The sequence below is a fragment of the Kaistella polysaccharea genome (assembly GCF_020410745.1).
GTDB classification, from domain to species: Bacteria; Bacteroidota; Bacteroidia; order Flavobacteriales; family Weeksellaceae; genus Kaistella; species Kaistella polysaccharea.
In genome coordinates, this window is sequence record NZ_CP084528.1 from 768,978 (window position 1) to 786,429 (window position 17,452).

Below are 17,452 nucleotides of genomic sequence, written 5' to 3' on the forward strand. Positions count from 1 at the left end.
CTTATCGCTTGCTTATTTTATTACCAGTAATTGACCGCTGTCGGGTACACCTAAATCGATCAATATCTTCGTTCCTTTTGTATAAATGCTTCTGACTAATTCCCGAATTAACGCGAGCACGCCAGAGTTTAAATGAAGTTCTCTTCAACTCTTTTCGCATCAGTGCAATCACGTCTTTTTCTGCAAGGGAAAACTGATATTTAATGGCTTCAAAAGGTGTTCGGTCTTCCCACGCCATTTCTATAATTCGATCCGTTTGTGCTTCGTTTAAAATCACGATGCTGTAAAATTTTTATAATTATTTACACTGACATTACGGGCCTTGATAGCATGCATTAAATTGTAAAGACCAAAAAATGTTCTGTTCATGTAAATAAAATGTCGGGAACCCCGATTGGCATTGCGCCCTTTCAACTGGGTGTTTTTAGCATATTTCTGACCTAGATCAGCAATTGCCGCAAAGAATTTTCCATCTGAAAAATCGAAACTTTCTTCCTGAAAAGGAGTCGTAAATAAATACAACAATTCATAAAATATTTCGGTGAAGAATTCTTTTTCTTCCGCAGAATCATCAGGACGAATAATTTCTAATTCTAATAATTTTCGATCTAAAAATTGTCGATCATCTAAATTTTCCCGAACGGCGAGTTCAAAATAAGGAATATAAAAATCCTCCGGAATACTTTTCATACACCCAAAATCGATGGCGATTAAGGTTCCTTTGTCATCAACTAAAAAATTTCCGGGATGCGGATCTGCATGAACTTTCCGCAACGAGTGAATCTGAAACATATAAAAGTCCCACAAGGCCTGCCCCACTTTATTCGCTAATTCCGGATCTGTATTTTCATCACAAAATGTAGAAAGATGTTTGCCATGCATCCAATCCATCGTAATAATTCGGTCATTAGAATATTCGGGATAATAATTAGGGAAAGTGAGATTTGGCAAGTTTTCACAACTTTTACGAATTTCTAAACTCTGTTCAATCTCCAGTTTATAATCTGTTTCTTCCAGAAGTTTATCCTCAACTTCTTTAAAGTATTGATCGGAGTTTTTTCCTTTAATATTAAACATCTTCATTGCAATGGGCTTTACCATTGCCAAATCGGAAGAAATACTATCGGATACGCCAGGATATTGAATTTTCACCGCCAGCTCTTTACCATCTTTAAAGGCTTTATGTACCTGACCAATACTCGCAGCATTGCTAGACGTACTTTCGAACGTATCAAATAATTCCGTAGGTTTCTTTCCAAAATGATTTTTGAAAATTTTATTAACCAATGGCGGAGAAAGTGGCGGAACCTGGAACTGTGAAAGAGAAAATTTTTCAACATACGCTGCCGGTAATATATTCTTTTCCATGCTGAGCATTTGAGCAACTTTTAAAGCGCTGCCTTTCAATTCCTTTAAACTATCATAAATATCGGTCGCGTTATTTTTATTTAAATTCTCTTTCGCTTCACCTTCTGTCTTGGTAATTTTCTCCCCGTAATATTTTAAATAGTTCACGCCAACCTTTGCTCCCGTAGAAATAAGTTTGCTGGCGCGCTGAATTTTACTGGTAGGTATTTTATCTAATGTTTTCATGAATTGGGTCTTACTTTTTCGTTAAATATAAATTTCCCTAAATCCACCAATTTTTTAAATGGTTTCACATCGAGCAATTCAAAACTTGTATCTACGGATTTTTCAATGAAAATATCTGTTTTCTCAAAATTAGAACTCGTGTCCTCCAGCCAGAATTTTAAAGTTGCCACAAAATGACCCCAATATAATTCTTCGATGCCTTTGTTTTTAATCTTTTCCATTTTAGCCATACTTTCAGTCTGATTTTCCATCACAGATTCAGAAAGGCCAAGACTTTTTATAAAACGCTGAAATTCTTTTTTCAAAGACCAGAGTTTCTTTACATTTTGCAGATTATTTTTTTCCTGACCTATCAGGTAAATAACTAAACTTCGGTTCAAGGTAAGCTGCTCATAAAATGTAAAATAGAAAGACAACATTTTATTTTTCGGCGTTTCCATTATATAGGATTCTTCTGCTGAAATTAAGAGAAGCGTCTGATCCATGAAGTATTTCAGATAATCACCTTCCAATTGATCAAAATTTGCGTAGTAAAAGTAGAAATCACTTTCAGCAATCACATTATCGTCACAGAACGTAAATACATTAAGCGGTTTTTTATTGTTTCTCAATACATAATTAGAATACAATTCTAAAATCTTTTCCTGAGTAACTTCTATATTTTTCATAACTTGTTAAATAATTAAGTACAAATTTAGTAAAAAAATTTTCTATTTAAGAAATAAAAGTATATTTTTGTTCCATTATTAAAATAGATGAAGAAAGTTGTAATCATTGGATCTGGTTTTTCTGCACTCGCTTCTGCCTGTTATATGGCAAAGGCAGGCTATTCTGTTCAGGTTTTAGAAAAGAATGAGCAGTTGGGAGGGCGCGCCTCAATGTGGGAGAAAGATGGTTTTAAGTTTGATATGGGTCCAAGTTGGTACTGGATGCCAGATATTTTCGAGCGTTTCTTTTCAGATTTTGGTAAGAAAGTTTCAGATTATTACAGTCTTCAAAAATTATCACCCGGTTATCGCGTAGTTTTTGGGAAAGATGATTACATCGATATATCAGATGAGCCTGAAAAAATTATTGCGAAATTTGAAGAAATAGAACCGGGAAGCGGAAAACATCTGCGCAAATTCATGGAGGATTCCCGAAAAAATTATGAGATCGCAATGCAGGATTTGGTTTATAATCCTGGAAAATCTGTATTGGAACTCGTAAGTTTTGAAACTGCTATACGATTGCCACTTTTCGTTCAGAATATTTCTGAAACGGTTCGTAAAAATATTAATAATCCGAAATTGCAAAGTATTCTGGAATTTCCTGTACTTTTTTTAGGTGCAAAACCTCAAAATACACCGGCATTTTATAACTTTATGAATCATGCAGATTTCGGTTTGGGAACCTGGTATCCGAAAGGTGGCTTTAATGCCGTTGCGAAAGGAATTGTACAATTAGCCCAAGAACTCGGCGTGGAATTTCATATTAATCAGGAGGTTACTAAAATTGAGACTGAAAATAACAAAGCAAAAAGAGTTATTACGACTACAAATTCTTTCGATGCTGATATCGTAATTTCCGGAGCAGATTACGCGCACACCGAAACATTATTAAAACAAGAAGAAAAGAATTATAACAACGAATATTGGATGAAAAAGGTTTTCGCACCTTCCTCCTTTTTATATTATGTCGCGTTTGATAAAGAAGTTCCAGAACTAAAGCATCATAATTTATTTTTTGATACCGATTTTGGTCAACACGCAGTTGATATTTACGATGAGCCAAAGTTACCGACGAAGCCTTTGTTTTACGCGAATTTTTCCTCGAAGACTGATAAAGATTTGTGCCCAGAAGGCAAAGAAATTGGTTTTTTCTTAATTCCGGTGGCTGTAGATTTAGAAGACAATCAGGAGATTCACGACCGCTATTTCGAACTTATTATGGACCGAGTTCAACAAAATATTGGAGTTGATTTAAGGAGTAACGTACTTTTTAAAAGAAGTTTTGGCGTTCAAGATTTTAAAGACCGCTACAATTCCTGTCGAGGTAATGCTTACGGATTGGCCAACACTTTACTTCAAACGTCAATACTTCGACCAAGCATCAGCAATAAAAAAATTAAAAATTTGTTTTATACTGGCCAGCTTACGGTTCCAGGTCCTGGAGTGCCGCCCGCTTTAATCTCCGGAAAAGTAGTGACAGACTATATTATTAAACATCAAAAAAACACAGTGACCCGATGAATAACTTAGAAATTTTTAATCAAGTTTGTGGCCTCTCGTCCAAAATGGTGACAGAACAATACAGTACGTCATTTTCCCGTGCATCTACTCTTTTCAAACCGGAGATTCGTCAGCACATTTACAATATTTACGGATTTGTAAGATTGGCAGATGAAATTGTGGATACTTTCCATGATTTTGATAAAGCGAAATTAATGTCGGAATTTGAATACAACTATCATCTCGCCATGGAAAATGGTATTTCACTCAATCCTATTTTACAGTCATTTTGTACCACGCAACGGGAAAAGAAAATTCCACAGCATCTGGTAGATTCTTTTTTATACTCGATGAAAATGGATCTGGACGAAATTAAAGATCTGAATGATGAAAAGTATAATGAGTATATTTACGGCTCCGCAGAAGTGGTAGGTTTGATGTGTTTAAAGGTTTTTGTAGATGGTAATGTTGAGGAATATGAACGGTTGAAACCATACGCTCAAAGTTTAGGTGCAGCTTTCCAAAAAATTAATTTTCTGCGTGATATTAGTGCCGATTACAATGATCTAGACCGCACTTATTTTCCAAATGTTGATTTTAGAAACTTTTCAGCAGCAGACAAAGAGAAAATCGAGCAGGATATTGCAAAGGATTTCGCACATGCAAAAACAGGCATAAAAATGTTGCCAATGACTTGTAAACTTGCGGTGTATATGGCTTACAAATATTATTTTAATCTCTTTAAAAAAATTAGAAAAACTGAACCAGAACTCCTTCTAACAAAAAGAATTAGAGTTTCAAACGCACGAAAAATGTATCTGTTTGGAGAAATGATTTTAAATAAAAATTTGAATTTGCTTTGATGAAAAAAATTGGCCTTTTACTACTACTTATATTTACCCAGGTGATGTACGCTCAAAACTTGAAAGATTATCGTTCTCTTCTTCAAAAAGGGGAAAACTCAGAAAATGCCGCAAAGATGTTGATTGATAAATCGTCTGTGGCTTACACACAAACCAAACAGCCTATTTACGCAGGTTTTCTGGCGGTGGGAAAATTCTTCATGGCGAAGCATGTTTTTAATCCACTGAAGAAAATGTCTTATTTTAATGAGGGAAAAAAAACGATGGAACAGGCCTTGAAATCTGATCGTAAAAATTTAGAAATCCGTTTGATGCGGTTAATTACGCAGGAAAATGTACCGAAATTGTTGGGTTATTATCACGATATCGAAGAAGACCGCGCTTTTCTTACGAGAGAATATAAAACCACACCCGACAATGATTTGAAAGTATACATTAAAGATTATTTAAAGTTATAACATGGAATTTACAGGATATATATTATTAACCATCGCCGTTGTAATCATCATGGAAGGTGTTACCTGGGTTACCCACAAATTCATTATGCATGGATTAGGATGGTATTTACATGAAGATCATCATCAACCAGGTTATCCACACGTTTTTGAGAAAAACGACGCTTTTTTTGTAGTCTTCGCAATCCCAAGTATGTTGCTTTTTTGGTACGGAACGCGGGACGGCATCAACTGGATGTTTTTTGTTGGACTGGGAATTTTAATTTATGGACTTTCTTATTTTCTGGTACACGACGTGTTAATTCACCGAAGATTTAAATGGTTCGACAAAACAAATAACTGGTATTTACGTGGTTTACGTAAAGCTCATAAAATACATCACAAACATCTGGATAAAGAAGAAGGTGAATGTTTTGGAATGCTCTATGTTCCCCTAAAATATTTTCGGGAAGCACGTTTATCCACGGTAAAAAAATAAATTTAGCAGACTAACTTTGATAATTCTTGGGATTTTTTCAGGTTCTTTTGTTGAATTCCCCACTTTAAGGTAGTTTGTGAATCCACGTTAGTATTTTTGGACAATACTGAGATTTATAAATCTATCGGGAAAATATTCCTCCTGAAACACTTTACAATTTCATCTTTCTTTTATATATCGACTTAGTAGTATTTAAAAACTAAAAAATTATTCCATTCTACTAATGAAAATTAATTTGACAAAACAATCGGGCATTTATACTTTAACGTCCGAACAGATTTTACCACTTTCATTAGAAAAAGCGTGGGATTTCTTTACAGTACCCACTAATTTAGATAAGATTACACCAAAAGAAATGGAATTTCGGATTACCAATAATCCGCCCAACAAAACATACAAAGGTCAAATCATCACCTACAAAATTGGAATTTTACCCGGAATTAGCTCAAATTGGATTACCGAAATTACGCATTTTGAAGATCAACAGTTTTTCGTCGATGAACAAAGATTTGGTCCGTATGCAATGTGGCATCACGAACATCATTTTAAAGAAATTTCTGAAAATAAGGTTTTGATGACCGACATTGTTAATTTCAAAATGCCGTTCGGGATTTTAGGAGATTTTTTTGGTGGACAATTAGTGAAGAATAAAGTAAAATTTATATTTGAAAGCCGTTTTAAAATTTTAGAAAAAGCACTTGCATCATGAAAATATTACTTACAGGCGTAACCGGTTATATTGGTAAAAGACTGTTGATTCAGTTATTAGAAGATGGTCACCAAATTGTGTGCTCTGTAAGAGATAAAAATCGTTTCGGACTCAAATTATTTAAAGAAAAGATCGATCAGATAGAAGTTATTGAAAATGATTTCTTAGATGAAAAAACCTTAGCAAACATTCCGAAAGATATCGATGCAGCTTACTATTTAATTCATTCTATGTCATCCAGCGAAGGCGATTTCGAGGAGAAAGAAAAAATATCAGCCGAAAATTTCCGAAGTGCTTTAGAAAAAACAGCAGTTAAACAGGTGATTTTTTTAACTGGAATAATTAATGAGGAAAAACTTTCTAAACATCTTCAATCCAGAAAAAATGTGGAAGGTGCTTTGCAAAGTTCCGTTTACAGTTTAACCAGTCTTCGTGCCGGAATAATCGTAGGTTCTGGAAGTGCATCATTTGAAATCATTCGCGATTTGGTCGAAAAATTACCGGTCATGATTACGCCGAAATGGCTGAACACCAAATGTCAACCGATTGCGATCCGAAACGTTATGCAGTTTTTAGTGGGCGTTTTAGGGAAAGAATTTACCTATAATCAAAATTACGATATCGCAGGAACCAATGTTCTAACCTATAAAGAAATGCTTTTGCAATACGCCGAAATTCGTGGGTTAAAACGCCATATTTTTATTGTTCCCGTGATGACGCCAAAACTGTCTTCTTATTGGTTGTACTTTGTGACTTCCACCAGTTATTTTCTGGCGATTAATTTGGTCGACAGCATGAAAATTGATGTCGTCGCCAAGAAAAATAATTTAGCTGAAAAGCTGAATATTCACCTCTTTTCCTACGAAGAAGCAATTCGTCAGGCCTTCGATAAAATTAAGCAAAATGATGTTTTATCGAGCTGGTTTGATTCTTTTACGAATCAGTTTCACAGTAGAAAAGTATGGCAATATCTGGAAGTTCCAGAAGAAGGTTGTTTTAAAGATATTCGGCAGGAAAAAGTAGATGATGAAGAAAGAGCGCTTGACCGCGTCTTCAGTATTGGTGGAAAAACCGGTTGGTATTACGCCGATTTCCTCTGGAGAATTCGGGGTTTTCTTGATAAACTTTTTGGCGGAGTCGGTTTACGAAGAGGCCGAAGAAATATGAGCACCTTAGAAGCTGGAGATTCTGTTGATTTCTGGCGCGTTCTTTATGCCAATCGGGAAGAAAAACGACTATTGCTTTTTGCAGAAATGAAACTTCCTGGCGAAGCGTGGTTAGAATTTAAAATAAAAAATGGCATCCTTTATCAGGAAGCCACTTTTCGTCCGCTTGGTTTATCGGGAAGACTGTATTGGTATTCTGTTTTACCATTTCACGGTTTAATTTTCAATGGAATGTTGAAAAAACTCGCAGGAAAATAATTACTCCACTGCTACAGAATCATCGCCACGACCATCTGCAATTGCGATTGCATTTCCATTTTCGTCAATGATAATTAATTCTGTGCGGCCAATCTGGGCAGTCCTTTCAATTTTATAATTATGCTTTTCTAAATCTGCAATTGTAGTTTCGGGGAAATTGCTTTCCACCAAAACAGTTTCGGGCAACCACTGATGGTGGAATTTCGGAGTGTTAACCGCCATATTCGGACTCAATTTAAAGTCTATAATATTCACAATCGACTGGTAGACTGAAGTCGGAATCGTTGTTCCACCTGGTGTTCCTACGATGATGTAAGGTTTTGAATTTTTCATCACAATCGTAGGCGTCATTGAACTCAACATTCTTTTTCCGGGTTGAATGGAATTCGCTTCACCACCAACCGCTCCAAACATATTGGGAACACCAGGTTTTACGGAAAAATCATCCATTTCATTGTTCAGTAAAAATCCTGCACCAGAAACAACCACTTTACTGCCGTACAAACCATTTAAAGTGGTGGTTACAGCAACGGCATTGCCTTCTTTATCAATAATAGAAATATGGGTGGTTTCCGTAGATTCTTTTGATTGAGGAATAATTTTACCAACTTCTGAACTTGGTGTCGCTTTATTCATGGTAAAACTTTTCCACCGGTTTTTTAAATAATCGTCAGAAATAAGCATTTCAGTTTTATCTTTAATAAATCCGGGATCTCCCATATATTCAGCTCTATCAGCAAAAGATCGACGTTCAGTTTCTACCATAATTTGCACGGCTGGCGTTGAGTTTTGTTGATATTTTTCCACATTTTCAAAACTACTCATCTTTAGCATTTGGGCTAAAAGAATTCCGCCACTGGAAGGCAACGGCATAGAAACGATCTCCGTTCCCTTATAATTAAAGGAAATTGGCTTTCTTTCTACCACCTTATAATTTTTCAGATCATTTAATGTAATAATACCATTTCCGCGTTTCATTTCAGCAATGAGTAGTTGAGCTGTTTTTCCTTCATAAAAACCTTTAGCACCGTTTTTCTGAATGAGTTTTAAAGTCTCAGCCAAATCCTTTTGGATTAATAAATCACCTTGCTTCCAAGGCGTAGATTTTTGAAATACCGTTGTATTTTTATTATGTTCCGTAAAATACTTCATCTGATTATTTAGCAAATTGGCTTCTTTTTGCGATACTGCAAAACCTTGTTCTGCCAAATCAATTGCGGGTTGAATGAGTTTTTCCATGGGAAGTTTTGCATGTTTTAAAGTTGCATAAAACCCTGCAATAGAACCAGGAATCCCTACAGCTAACCTTCCATTCTGAGAAAGATCCGTATTTGCATTTCCTTTTTTATCCAAATACATATCTCTGGATGATTTTTCTGGTGCAGTTTCCCGAAAATCAATGGTAAATTTCTCACCGTTATTTTTCACTCCAACTAAAAAACCGCCGCCGCCAATATTTCCAGCTTGTGGATAAACTACTGCTAACGCATATTGTGTCGCAATAACCGCATCGTAAGCGTTTCCACCCATTTTCATGATTTTTGCGCCAGCTTCGCTTGCTAAAGGATGTGCGGAAACCACCAGACCTTTATTCTTGGTATGTATTTCTTTAACAATGTTAATATCTGTGAATTGTGCAAAAGTAAATTGGGAAATAACGACAAATGAAAGTAGCAGTTTTTTCATAGCTAAAAATTTTACCAAAAATAAGAAAATTATCAGCTGAAGAATTAATTAATAATTTCTATAATGTAAATATATTTTGTAAATAATATTTTTTATATCATTTTCGAATAAACATTAAACTTTTATCATATATTTGATGAATTATATAAACATTATACAATTAAACAAACTATACTATGAAGAAAAATTACTATTCAGCTTTACTTTTAGGAAGCCTATTGACTTTTACGTCAGTGTACACTTTCGGCCAGGAAAGAGACTCCGTAAAGACCAAAAACATTGACGAAGTTAACTTAACCGTCGGTTCAAGGAATAAAAACAGAGTTGCCACGGATACTCCAGTTCCGGTTGATGTCATTAACATTGCAGCGCAGGGAGTTTTAAGTCCACAGACAGATCTTAATCAAATTTTGAACTTCACAGCGCCTTCATTTACCTCAAATTCCACAACGGTAGCTGACGGAACTGACCACATTGATCCAGCCCAGTTAAGAGGATTGGGACCTGATCAGGTGTTGGTGTTATTGAATGGAAAAAGACGACACTCTTCTTCATTGGTCAATATTAACGGCTCGCCAGGAAGAGGATCTGTAGGAACGGATTTAAACGCGATTCCTGCTTTTGCCATCGAGCGTTTAGAAGTTCTTCGAGACGGAGCGTCCGCGCAATATGGTTCAGATGCTATTGCTGGAGTCATTAACGTGGTGATGAAGCGAAATACCGGACAGTTAACTGCTGCTTTAACTGCTGGCGGTTTTAACTCTTCTGGCTCTAATAATTTTGAAAAAGGTTGGGATGGTGCAAAATACCAAGTTGATCTAAATTATGGAACTAAATTGGGCAGCAATGGTTTTATCAACTTTACAGGGAGTTTATTAAGTCGCGATGACACACGTAGAGCAATGCCAGCCGGCGGAAAAATATATAATGCATATAACGCGATTGAAAAAAGAGCCATGGAAAGTGGCGTTAATATTTCGTCGTTATTTTCCAATATCAATCCCCAATATAATCCCAACGCAAATCAAATCTTAAGTTATCTCCGTCAGTACCAAGGAAACGTAGGTTATTTCAGCGCTGAACAGCGAACTGCAATACAGAATGCGAATACCATTACTGAAATGCAAAAGGCCTTAAATTTTGATGTTACAGAAAATGAACTTGCATACCGCGGATTAGAAAGGAAGGATTTTAATATGCGCGTTGGACAGTCGAAATTACAAAGCGGTCAGTTTTACGTTAATTCAGAATTCGATTTAACGGAAGGTATCAGAGGTTATGCTTTTGGGGGCTATTCCATGAGAAAAGGAGATGCTGGAGGATTTTACCGAAGACCAAATCAAAACAGAACTTCCACCTCTATTTATCTGGATGGATTCTTACCGGAAATTCATTCCGACATTACCGATGTATCTATTGGTACAGGAATCAAAGGAAAAATGGGAAATGTAAATTGGGATTTGAGTAATACTTTTGGTAAAAACTCTTTTCAATACAGCATAGAAAATACCGCCAACGCAACGATGATGTTCCCAAGTAAAACGGTTTTTGATGCTGGAGAACTGGCTTTCTCTCAGAATACCATCAATGCTGATTTTAATACGCAGGTAAATTGGTTACAAGGATTAAACCTGGCTTTTGGTGCCGAAGGAAGATTTGAAAATTTTCAAATCATTGCCGGTGAAGAATCATCTTGGGCCAGATATGACTATTTAGGAAAACTATACACGACTACCACCCAGGTTTTACCTACCGATTTTTTTGGCAGCACAAGACCCGGCGGAGCACAAGTTTTTCCCGGTTATAGATCAGAAAACGCCTTAGACAAAAACAGAACTTCATTTGCGATTTATTCTGATAATGAGCTAGATGTTACTGAAAAATGGCTTTTGAGCGGTGCCTTACGATTTGAAAATTTCTCTGATTTCGGTTCAACCTTTAATTATAAACTGGCGACCCGCTACAAAATTACGAATGATATTAATTTTAGAGCGGCACTATCTACCGGATTTAGAGCGCCTTCACTGCATCAGATCTACTTTAATTCCACTTCTACACAATTCGTAGGCGGAGTACCATTTGAGGTGGGTATTTTCTCCAATGATTCAAAATTAGCAGGATTACTCGGGATTAATAAATTAAAGCAAGAAAGATCTGCTAGTTACTCCGCAGGTTTTACTGCAAAAGTACCCTCGGCAAACCTTTCGATTACACTGGATGGTTATTATATTAAAATCAAAGACAGAATCACGCTAACAGATCAATTCTCTCCTACACCAACAACACAGGCGTTATTTGATCAGGCAGCAGCTACAGCCGCAGCATTTTTCGCAAATTCAATCGATACGCAAACCAAAGGAATTGAAGCTGTAATTTCACAAAAATCTAATTTTCCCGGGTTTAAATTGAATAATGACTTTGCAGTGACTGTTTCTAAAACCAATAGAATTGGTGACATTCATTCCTCCACGATTTTACAGAATTCAGGACAAGCGAGCCGGTATTTTTCTGAATCGAGCAGGGTTTATTTAGAAGAAGCTTCGCCAAGGTTTAAAATGTCACTAAACAATTTAGCAGAATTCAACAAATTGAGTCTTTTGATGAGAAATGTTTATTTCGGTAAAGTGACCGATCCCAACTCTGCAGATATTGATATGAACGGTACAATAAACGCCGATGAGCACCCAGTTTGGTCTGGCAAATTAATTACAGATTTATCTGCAAGTTATAAATTCAACAAAGTAGTGAGTTTAACTTTGGGTTCAAATAATGTTTTCGATATTTATCCGGACAAAAACCTGGATTCATTATCTAACGACAACCAATTTGTATATTCCAGAAACGTTTCCCAGTTTGGGATGAATGGTAGATTCTTATTTGTAAGAGCCAACCTTACTTTCTAATTAAATCCTTTTTATTTTAAATGCTGTTTCATTTGATGAGGCAGCATTTTTATTTGAGGTAAAATAAAGCGTGAAATTAAGACGGAAAAGTCAGCTTAAAAATAAATTGTCGACGGAAATAAATTTTCCCCAAAAAATTATTTTCAGAATACTATTTCTTTTACTAAGCTATTTTTCTAAATTTGTGCAAATCTAAAATTGAAACATGGCATCTCACACGGAAAAAATTCTAATTACAGGCGCGCTGGGCCAAATCGGCACCGAATTAACCAATCGCTTAGTTGAAATTCATGGCGCCGAAAATGTAATTGCCTCCGGGCTCGACCGTTGGGATAAAAGCCTGACTTCTGCAGGATTCTATGAAAGAATGGACGTTACCAACACCCAATTGGTTCGTCAGGTGATCAAAGATTACGGTATTACAACCGTTTATCATTTGGCATCTTTATTATCTGGGACTTCTGAAAAGCAGCCGCTTTTTGCCTGGAAACTCAACTTGGAACCTTTGATTAACTTTTGTGAAATGGCGAAAGAAGGACTTCTTCAAAAGATTTTCTGGCCAAGTTCTATCGCTGTTTTTGGGAAAGGAATCCCGAAAGAAAATGTAGGTCAGGAAGTGGTTCTAAATCCTACAACCGTTTACGGAATTTCTAAAATGGCTGGAGAAAAATGGTGTGAATATTATTTCGATAAATACGGTGTAGATGTTCGCAGTATTCGTTATCCGGGTTTAATTTCCTGGAAAACGCCTGCTGGTGGCGGAACTACAGATTACGCCGTCGAGATTTTTTATGAGGCTGTTGAAGAAGGAAAATACACCAGCTTTATTTCAGAAAATACCGGAATGCCCATGCTTTACATGAACGATGCAATTAAAGCGACCTTAGAATTAATGGCAGCGCCGAAAGAAAATCTAACCGTTCACACTTCCTATAATTTGGGTGGACTATCATTTACACCAAAAGAACTGGCGGCAGAAATTCAAAAGGAAATGCCTGACTTCACTATTGATTACAAACCCGATTTCCGCCAGGAGATCGCAGATTCCTGGCCGGCTTCTATCGATGATTCGGTGGCGAAAAGAGACTGGGGACTTTCTTACGACTATGATATTACCGAAATGACAAAAGATATGCTGAAAAATTTGAAAGTTAAACTTCAAAAAAGCTAAAAATAATTTCCAAATTAAAAAGCCTGCAATCCTGTGAAATTTTTCAAAGATTGCAGGCTTTTTTTATTATCTTTCTACTATGATTTTACTGACTTTCAATATCATTAGTGAAGACTTCACTTATAAAAAGAAAGAAGGAATTAATTCTGCCGATCAGCTTGCATTAACTTTAACGACGACTAAAGCAATTTTGAGAAGTTTGGAACAATACGAAGTGTTGGCTACCTTTTTTATTGAAATATCGCTTTTGTCACAAATAGAAAATCTTTTAAAACAAATAAGAAATGAAGGTCATGAAATCGCATTTTTTCACCAAAATTCTTCCTTAGATGAAATTGAAATCGCAAAAAAAAGGACGGAAGAACTCCTTGGCAAAAATGTTCGTGGCATTCGTATAGAAGAAAATATCTTTCCTGCAGAAGCTTTAAAAAAATTGCAGTTTAATTATATTTCAGTAATCGACGATCAACAAATTTCTTTTCCTTTAAAAAAACTCATCCGCAAAGCACCTTTCACCGAAGAGAACGGCCTAACCTTTATTTATCAAAGTATTTCACCTTATTCTCAGATGCCCTACAATGATTTTATTTTTCAACTAACTCCTTTAATTTATTATCAAAATATGGTGGTTGAAACAATTAAGAAAGACGAATTTGTCCTCGTAAATTTAAATTCATGGCAATTCTCCGACGTAAAAAAGTTGCCGTTTCATTTGCCCTTTTATAGAAAATATAAAGTTGGAAAAACAATGCAGGATAAATTAGACCGTTTTTTAGAATGGATAAACCTGAATCAAATTGCAACGTCCAGAATTAAAGATTTTATAAGTTAATTAATTACAATTCAAAAAAGGAATTCAAAATTACACCCCTAAACGGTCGGCTAATTATTTTAAAAATGATATTTTTGCATCATGCGGAGAATATTTGAATTTATAAGAATAAAAATTAAAGATTCTTTTGATAATATTCACAACGAAAATCTAAAGCATAACATGTTACAGGCGATTCCATTCTGGATCGGGTCTGTAATTACGGGAATCTTCGCAGTCATTTATGCGCAAATGTTTCAGTGGGGCGAAAATCTCATGCATTTCATTATGGCGTGGCACAGCTGGCTCATCTTTATCATTGCGCCAACTGCATTTGTATTATCGTGGTGGCTCGTGAATCGGTTTGCACCATATGCAAAAGGCAGCGGAATCCCGCAGGTGATGGCGGCGGTAGAACTAGCAAACCCGAAAGAACACCGAAAAATAACGCATCTTCTCAGCCTTAAAATTCTCATTCTAAAAGTTTTATCATCTGTCATACTCGTTATTGGTGGTGGAGCTGTCGGGCGCGAAGGCCCAACCATTCAAATTGCAGGTTCCGTATTTCGAAAGGTCAATGAGCTTTTACCAGAATGGTGGCCCAAAATCTCCAAGAAAAATATGATTATGACGGGCGCCGCCGCCGGACTTTCTGCAGCATTTAACACACCCTTGGGCGGAATCGTATTTGCCGTAGAAGAACTTTCAAAAACACACATCAACTATTTTAAAACGGCGCTTTTTACGGCGGTTATTATTGCGGGTTTAACTGCACAAACATTTGCAGGATCTTATCTGTATCTGGGCTACCCAAAAACGAGTGATATTGGGATGATGATTGTTTTCCCGGTTATTTTAGTTTCAGGGATTTCAGGCATTTTCGCCAGTCAGCTTTCCCGAATAATGCTTGGCGTAAATAACTGGAAAAAAAGGTTGAAAACCGATAAATCAAATATTATATTTCTCGTTATTTCAGCTTTAATTATTGCTTCACTTGCCTATTTCGTAAATCAGGAGATTTTAGGATCCGGAAAAGGAATTATGCAAAGAGTTCTTTTCACCGATAATAAAAATGAAGAATGGTATATGCCACTTTTCAGAATGTTGGGTCCAGCGTTGTCCTTCACTTCGGGCGGGGCGGGCGGAATTTTCGCACCTGCATTATCGGCTGGAGCAAGTATTGGATCTGTTATCGCAGGTTGGATTAGTTTATCACCCGATGAAACCAATGTCGTCATCTTAACAGGAATGGTGGCTTTTTTAACCGGAATTACGCGGGCGCCCTTCACTTCTTCAATTATTGTTCTTGAAATGACGGACCGTCACAGTTTAATATTCTACCTGATGCTCGCCGCAATGATTTCCTCCCTTTTCTCTTTAATGGTGAGCAAACATTCCTTATACGACGAATTGAAAAATGGTTATTTAAAAGATTTACGGAAGGAATAAGCAGCTTCAAATTTTAGCTTCTTCAGAGTGCATTCCCGTTTTCCGCTATATCCCCGACCAGTCGAGGGATGCCGCTGCAACCGGGGCTAAAACTTCTTTCATTTTGTATTTCCAGGATTTTTAAATTTATTTTGGGCGAAATCCTGTTTAATTGGTTCAGTATCTTGCATGTTAGGAAAAGAAGACCTATTTTTGCACCTCGAAATAATTAACAATTTTAATTAACATTATGAACAATTACGAAACTGTTTTCATTTTAACTCCCGTTCTATCTGATGCTCAGGTGGAGGAAGCAGTAAAAAAGTTTGAAGACTTACTAAAAGCAAACAATTGCGAAATCGTTGCCAAAGAAAATTGGGGACTGAAAAAATTAGCTTATCCAATTCAATTAAAAAAGAATGGATTCTACACTTTGATCGAATTCAAAGGTGAAGGAACAGTGGTTGCAGATTTAGAGTTGATGTACAAACGTGACGAGAGAGTGATCCGTTACCTGACTACAAAACTTGACAAACATGCAATCGAGTATGCAGTGACAAGAAGAACCAAAGTAAGAACTGCGAAAGTTTAATTTAACCCTCAAAAAAAAAGAATCATGGCAATAGATGATATGGCTAAACAAGCCTCAGCAGGTGGTGAATCGGAAGTAAGATTTTTAACTCCGGTAGACATCAACACAAAATCTGACAAAAAATACTGTAGATTTAAAAAATACGGTATCAAGCATGTAGATTACAAAGATCCTAACTTCCTTCTTCAGTTCGTAAACGAACAAGGTAAAATTTTACCAAGAAGATATACAGGAACTTCTTTAAAATACCAAAGAAAAGTATCTGCAGCAATTAAAAGAGCTAGACACTTGGCAATGTTGCCTTATGTAGCCGATTTATTAAAATAAAATTAATCATTGGTTGTTGGTTATTGGTTGTTGGCAGTTGGTTCGCTAACTTCTAACCTCTAAAATCTAACTTCTAAATAAAAAAGGACAACAACAATGGACATTATCCTAAAAAAAGACGTAGAAAACTTAGGTCTTGAATTCGACACGGTAAGTGTAAAACCTGGTTACGCAAGAAATTTCTTGCTACCTCAAGGCGTTGCTTTATTGGCAACACCAAAAAACAAAGCAGACTTAGCTGCTACTTTAGAAGCTAGAAAAGAAGAAGAAGCTAAATTGGTTGCTGCTGCAAACGCAACAGTAGATCAGTTGAAAAAAACAAACATTACCATTTCAACCAAAGTTGGTTCAGGTGACAAATTGTTTGGATCAATCAACAACGCAAACCTTTCTGACGAATTATCTAAAGCAGGTGTACAAGTTGATAAAAAATACATCAAAATTCCTGGGAATAACATCAAGAGAACTGGTAAATTCACAGCCTTGATCAGACTTCACAGAAATGTAGAGCATAACTATGAATTCGATGTTGTTTCTGATGCGCCACCGGTTGTAGAAGCTAAACCAGCTCCTGCTAAACCAAAAGCGAAGCAAGAAGAGGAAACTCCGACTGAAGAAGCATAAGAATAATACACTTTCAAGCAATAAATCCGGTATCAATCATTTGATACCGGATTTTTTTGTACACGATATCACACGTACAAAAAACCTCATGTTTTGTGACTGCTAAATTTTTTGTCGGATATTTATCAACATTAATAATAGGCCATTCACGCCGCTTCTTTTATTATCAAAGTGAGCA

17 protein-coding genes are annotated in these 17,452 nt (G+C 36.2%); 13 read left to right on the top strand and 4 right to left on the bottom strand.

Annotated elements, in window-relative coordinates; translation table 11 throughout:
- Position 1 precedes the first annotated feature (1 nt).
- The 3 genes from LC814_RS03410 to LC814_RS03420 are packed head-to-tail and all read right to left on the bottom strand — an operon-like array spanning position 2 to position 2,261.
- On the bottom strand, positions 2-277 hold the full coding sequence (locus LC814_RS03410) for a TIGR03643 family protein (protein ID WP_226064955.1): 276 nt from the start codon (positions 275-277) through the stop codon (positions 2-4).
- The gene (locus tag LC814_RS03415; RefSeq protein WP_226064956.1) at positions 274-1,593 is read right to left on the bottom strand and encodes an ABC1 kinase family protein; all 1,320 of its coding nucleotides are present in this window, start codon (positions 1,591-1,593) and stop codon (positions 274-276) included. The genes LC814_RS03410 and LC814_RS03415 overlap by 4 nt, the downstream gene beginning before the upstream one ends.
- Entirely contained in the window at positions 1,590-2,261 is a 672-nt protein-coding gene (locus LC814_RS03420; RefSeq protein WP_226064957.1) for a TetR family transcriptional regulator C-terminal domain-containing protein, read from the bottom strand. The genes LC814_RS03415 and LC814_RS03420 overlap by 4 nt, the downstream gene beginning before the upstream one ends.
- 87 nt (positions 2,262-2,348) lie before the next feature.
- Here LC814_RS03420 and crtID point away from each other — a divergent pair, with 87 nt between their 5' ends.
- The 6 genes from crtID (at position 2,349) to LC814_RS03450 (ending at position 7,732) form a co-directional block, all read left to right on the top strand.
- Positions 2,349-3,824 (top strand): bifunctional phytoene desaturase/3,4-desaturase, encoded by a 1,476-nt coding sequence (gene crtID, locus LC814_RS03425; RefSeq protein ID WP_226064958.1) that lies wholly within the window; start codon positions 2,349-2,351, stop codon positions 3,822-3,824.
- Entirely contained in the window at positions 3,821-4,666 is an 846-nt protein-coding gene (locus LC814_RS03430) for a phytoene/squalene synthase family protein (RefSeq protein WP_226064959.1), read from the top strand. Before crtID ends, LC814_RS03430 begins: the two co-directional genes overlap by 4 nt.
- Positions 4,666-5,124, top strand: a complete 459-nt coding sequence (locus LC814_RS03435; RefSeq protein WP_226064960.1) for a hypothetical protein — start codon at positions 4,666-4,668, stop codon at positions 5,122-5,124. The genes LC814_RS03430 and LC814_RS03435 overlap by 1 nt, the downstream gene beginning before the upstream one ends.
- A gap of 1 nt (position 5,125) precedes the next feature.
- Positions 5,126-5,599: a sterol desaturase family protein gene (locus LC814_RS03440; RefSeq protein WP_226064961.1), complete on the top strand. Its 474-nt coding sequence runs from the start codon at positions 5,126-5,128 to the stop codon at positions 5,597-5,599.
- A gap of 223 nt (positions 5,600-5,822) precedes the next feature.
- Positions 5,823-6,308 carry an SRPBCC family protein gene (locus LC814_RS03445; RefSeq protein ID WP_226064962.1) on the top strand — a complete coding sequence of 162 codons (486 nt, stop codon included), beginning with the start codon at positions 5,823-5,825 and terminating at the stop codon, positions 6,306-6,308.
- The gene (locus tag LC814_RS03450) at positions 6,305-7,732 is read left to right on the top strand and encodes an SDR family oxidoreductase (RefSeq protein ID WP_226064963.1); all 1,428 of its coding nucleotides are present in this window, start codon (positions 6,305-6,307) and stop codon (positions 7,730-7,732) included. The genes LC814_RS03445 and LC814_RS03450 overlap by 4 nt, the downstream gene beginning before the upstream one ends.
- On the opposite strand, the gene ggt is transcribed toward LC814_RS03450, so the two are convergent.
- Complete coding sequence (gene ggt / locus LC814_RS03455; RefSeq protein WP_226064964.1) at positions 7,733-9,418, bottom strand: gamma-glutamyltransferase; 1,686 nt, start codon at positions 9,416-9,418, stop codon at positions 7,733-7,735.
- Positions 9,419-9,594: 176 nt separating this feature from the next.
- Between ggt and LC814_RS03460 the strand changes: the two genes are divergently transcribed.
- From LC814_RS03460 to rplI, 7 genes are all read left to right on the top strand, one after another.
- Positions 9,595-12,321, top strand: a complete 2,727-nt coding sequence (locus LC814_RS03460) for a TonB-dependent receptor plug domain-containing protein (RefSeq protein ID WP_226064965.1) — start codon at positions 9,595-9,597, stop codon at positions 12,319-12,321.
- Positions 12,322-12,526: 205 nt separating this feature from the next.
- Positions 12,527-13,492 carry an NAD-dependent epimerase/dehydratase family protein gene (locus tag LC814_RS03465; protein ID WP_226064966.1) on the top strand — a complete coding sequence of 322 codons (966 nt, stop codon included), beginning with the start codon at positions 12,527-12,529 and terminating at the stop codon, positions 13,490-13,492.
- 79 nt (positions 13,493-13,571) lie between these two features.
- Positions 13,572-14,324 (top strand): polysaccharide deacetylase family protein, encoded by a 753-nt coding sequence (locus LC814_RS03470; RefSeq protein WP_226064967.1) that lies wholly within the window; start codon positions 13,572-13,574, stop codon positions 14,322-14,324.
- A gap of 81 nt (positions 14,325-14,405) precedes the next feature.
- The gene (locus tag LC814_RS03475; RefSeq protein ID WP_226064968.1) at positions 14,406-15,752 is read left to right on the top strand and encodes a chloride channel protein; all 1,347 of its coding nucleotides are present in this window, start codon (positions 14,406-14,408) and stop codon (positions 15,750-15,752) included.
- Positions 15,753-15,981: 229 nt separating this feature from the next.
- On the top strand, positions 15,982-16,323 hold the full coding sequence (rpsF, locus tag LC814_RS03480; protein ID WP_226064969.1) for a 30S ribosomal protein S6: 342 nt from the start codon (positions 15,982-15,984) through the stop codon (positions 16,321-16,323).
- A 24-nt stretch (positions 16,324-16,347) separates the two neighbouring features.
- Positions 16,348-16,650, top strand: a complete 303-nt coding sequence (gene rpsR / locus LC814_RS03485; protein WP_226064970.1) for a 30S ribosomal protein S18 — start codon at positions 16,348-16,350, stop codon at positions 16,648-16,650.
- A gap of 96 nt (positions 16,651-16,746) precedes the next feature.
- Positions 16,747-17,274: a 50S ribosomal protein L9 gene (gene rplI, locus LC814_RS03490; RefSeq protein ID WP_226064971.1), complete on the top strand. Its 528-nt coding sequence runs from the start codon at positions 16,747-16,749 to the stop codon at positions 17,272-17,274.
- The last annotated feature ends 178 nt before the right edge of the window (positions 17,275-17,452 follow it).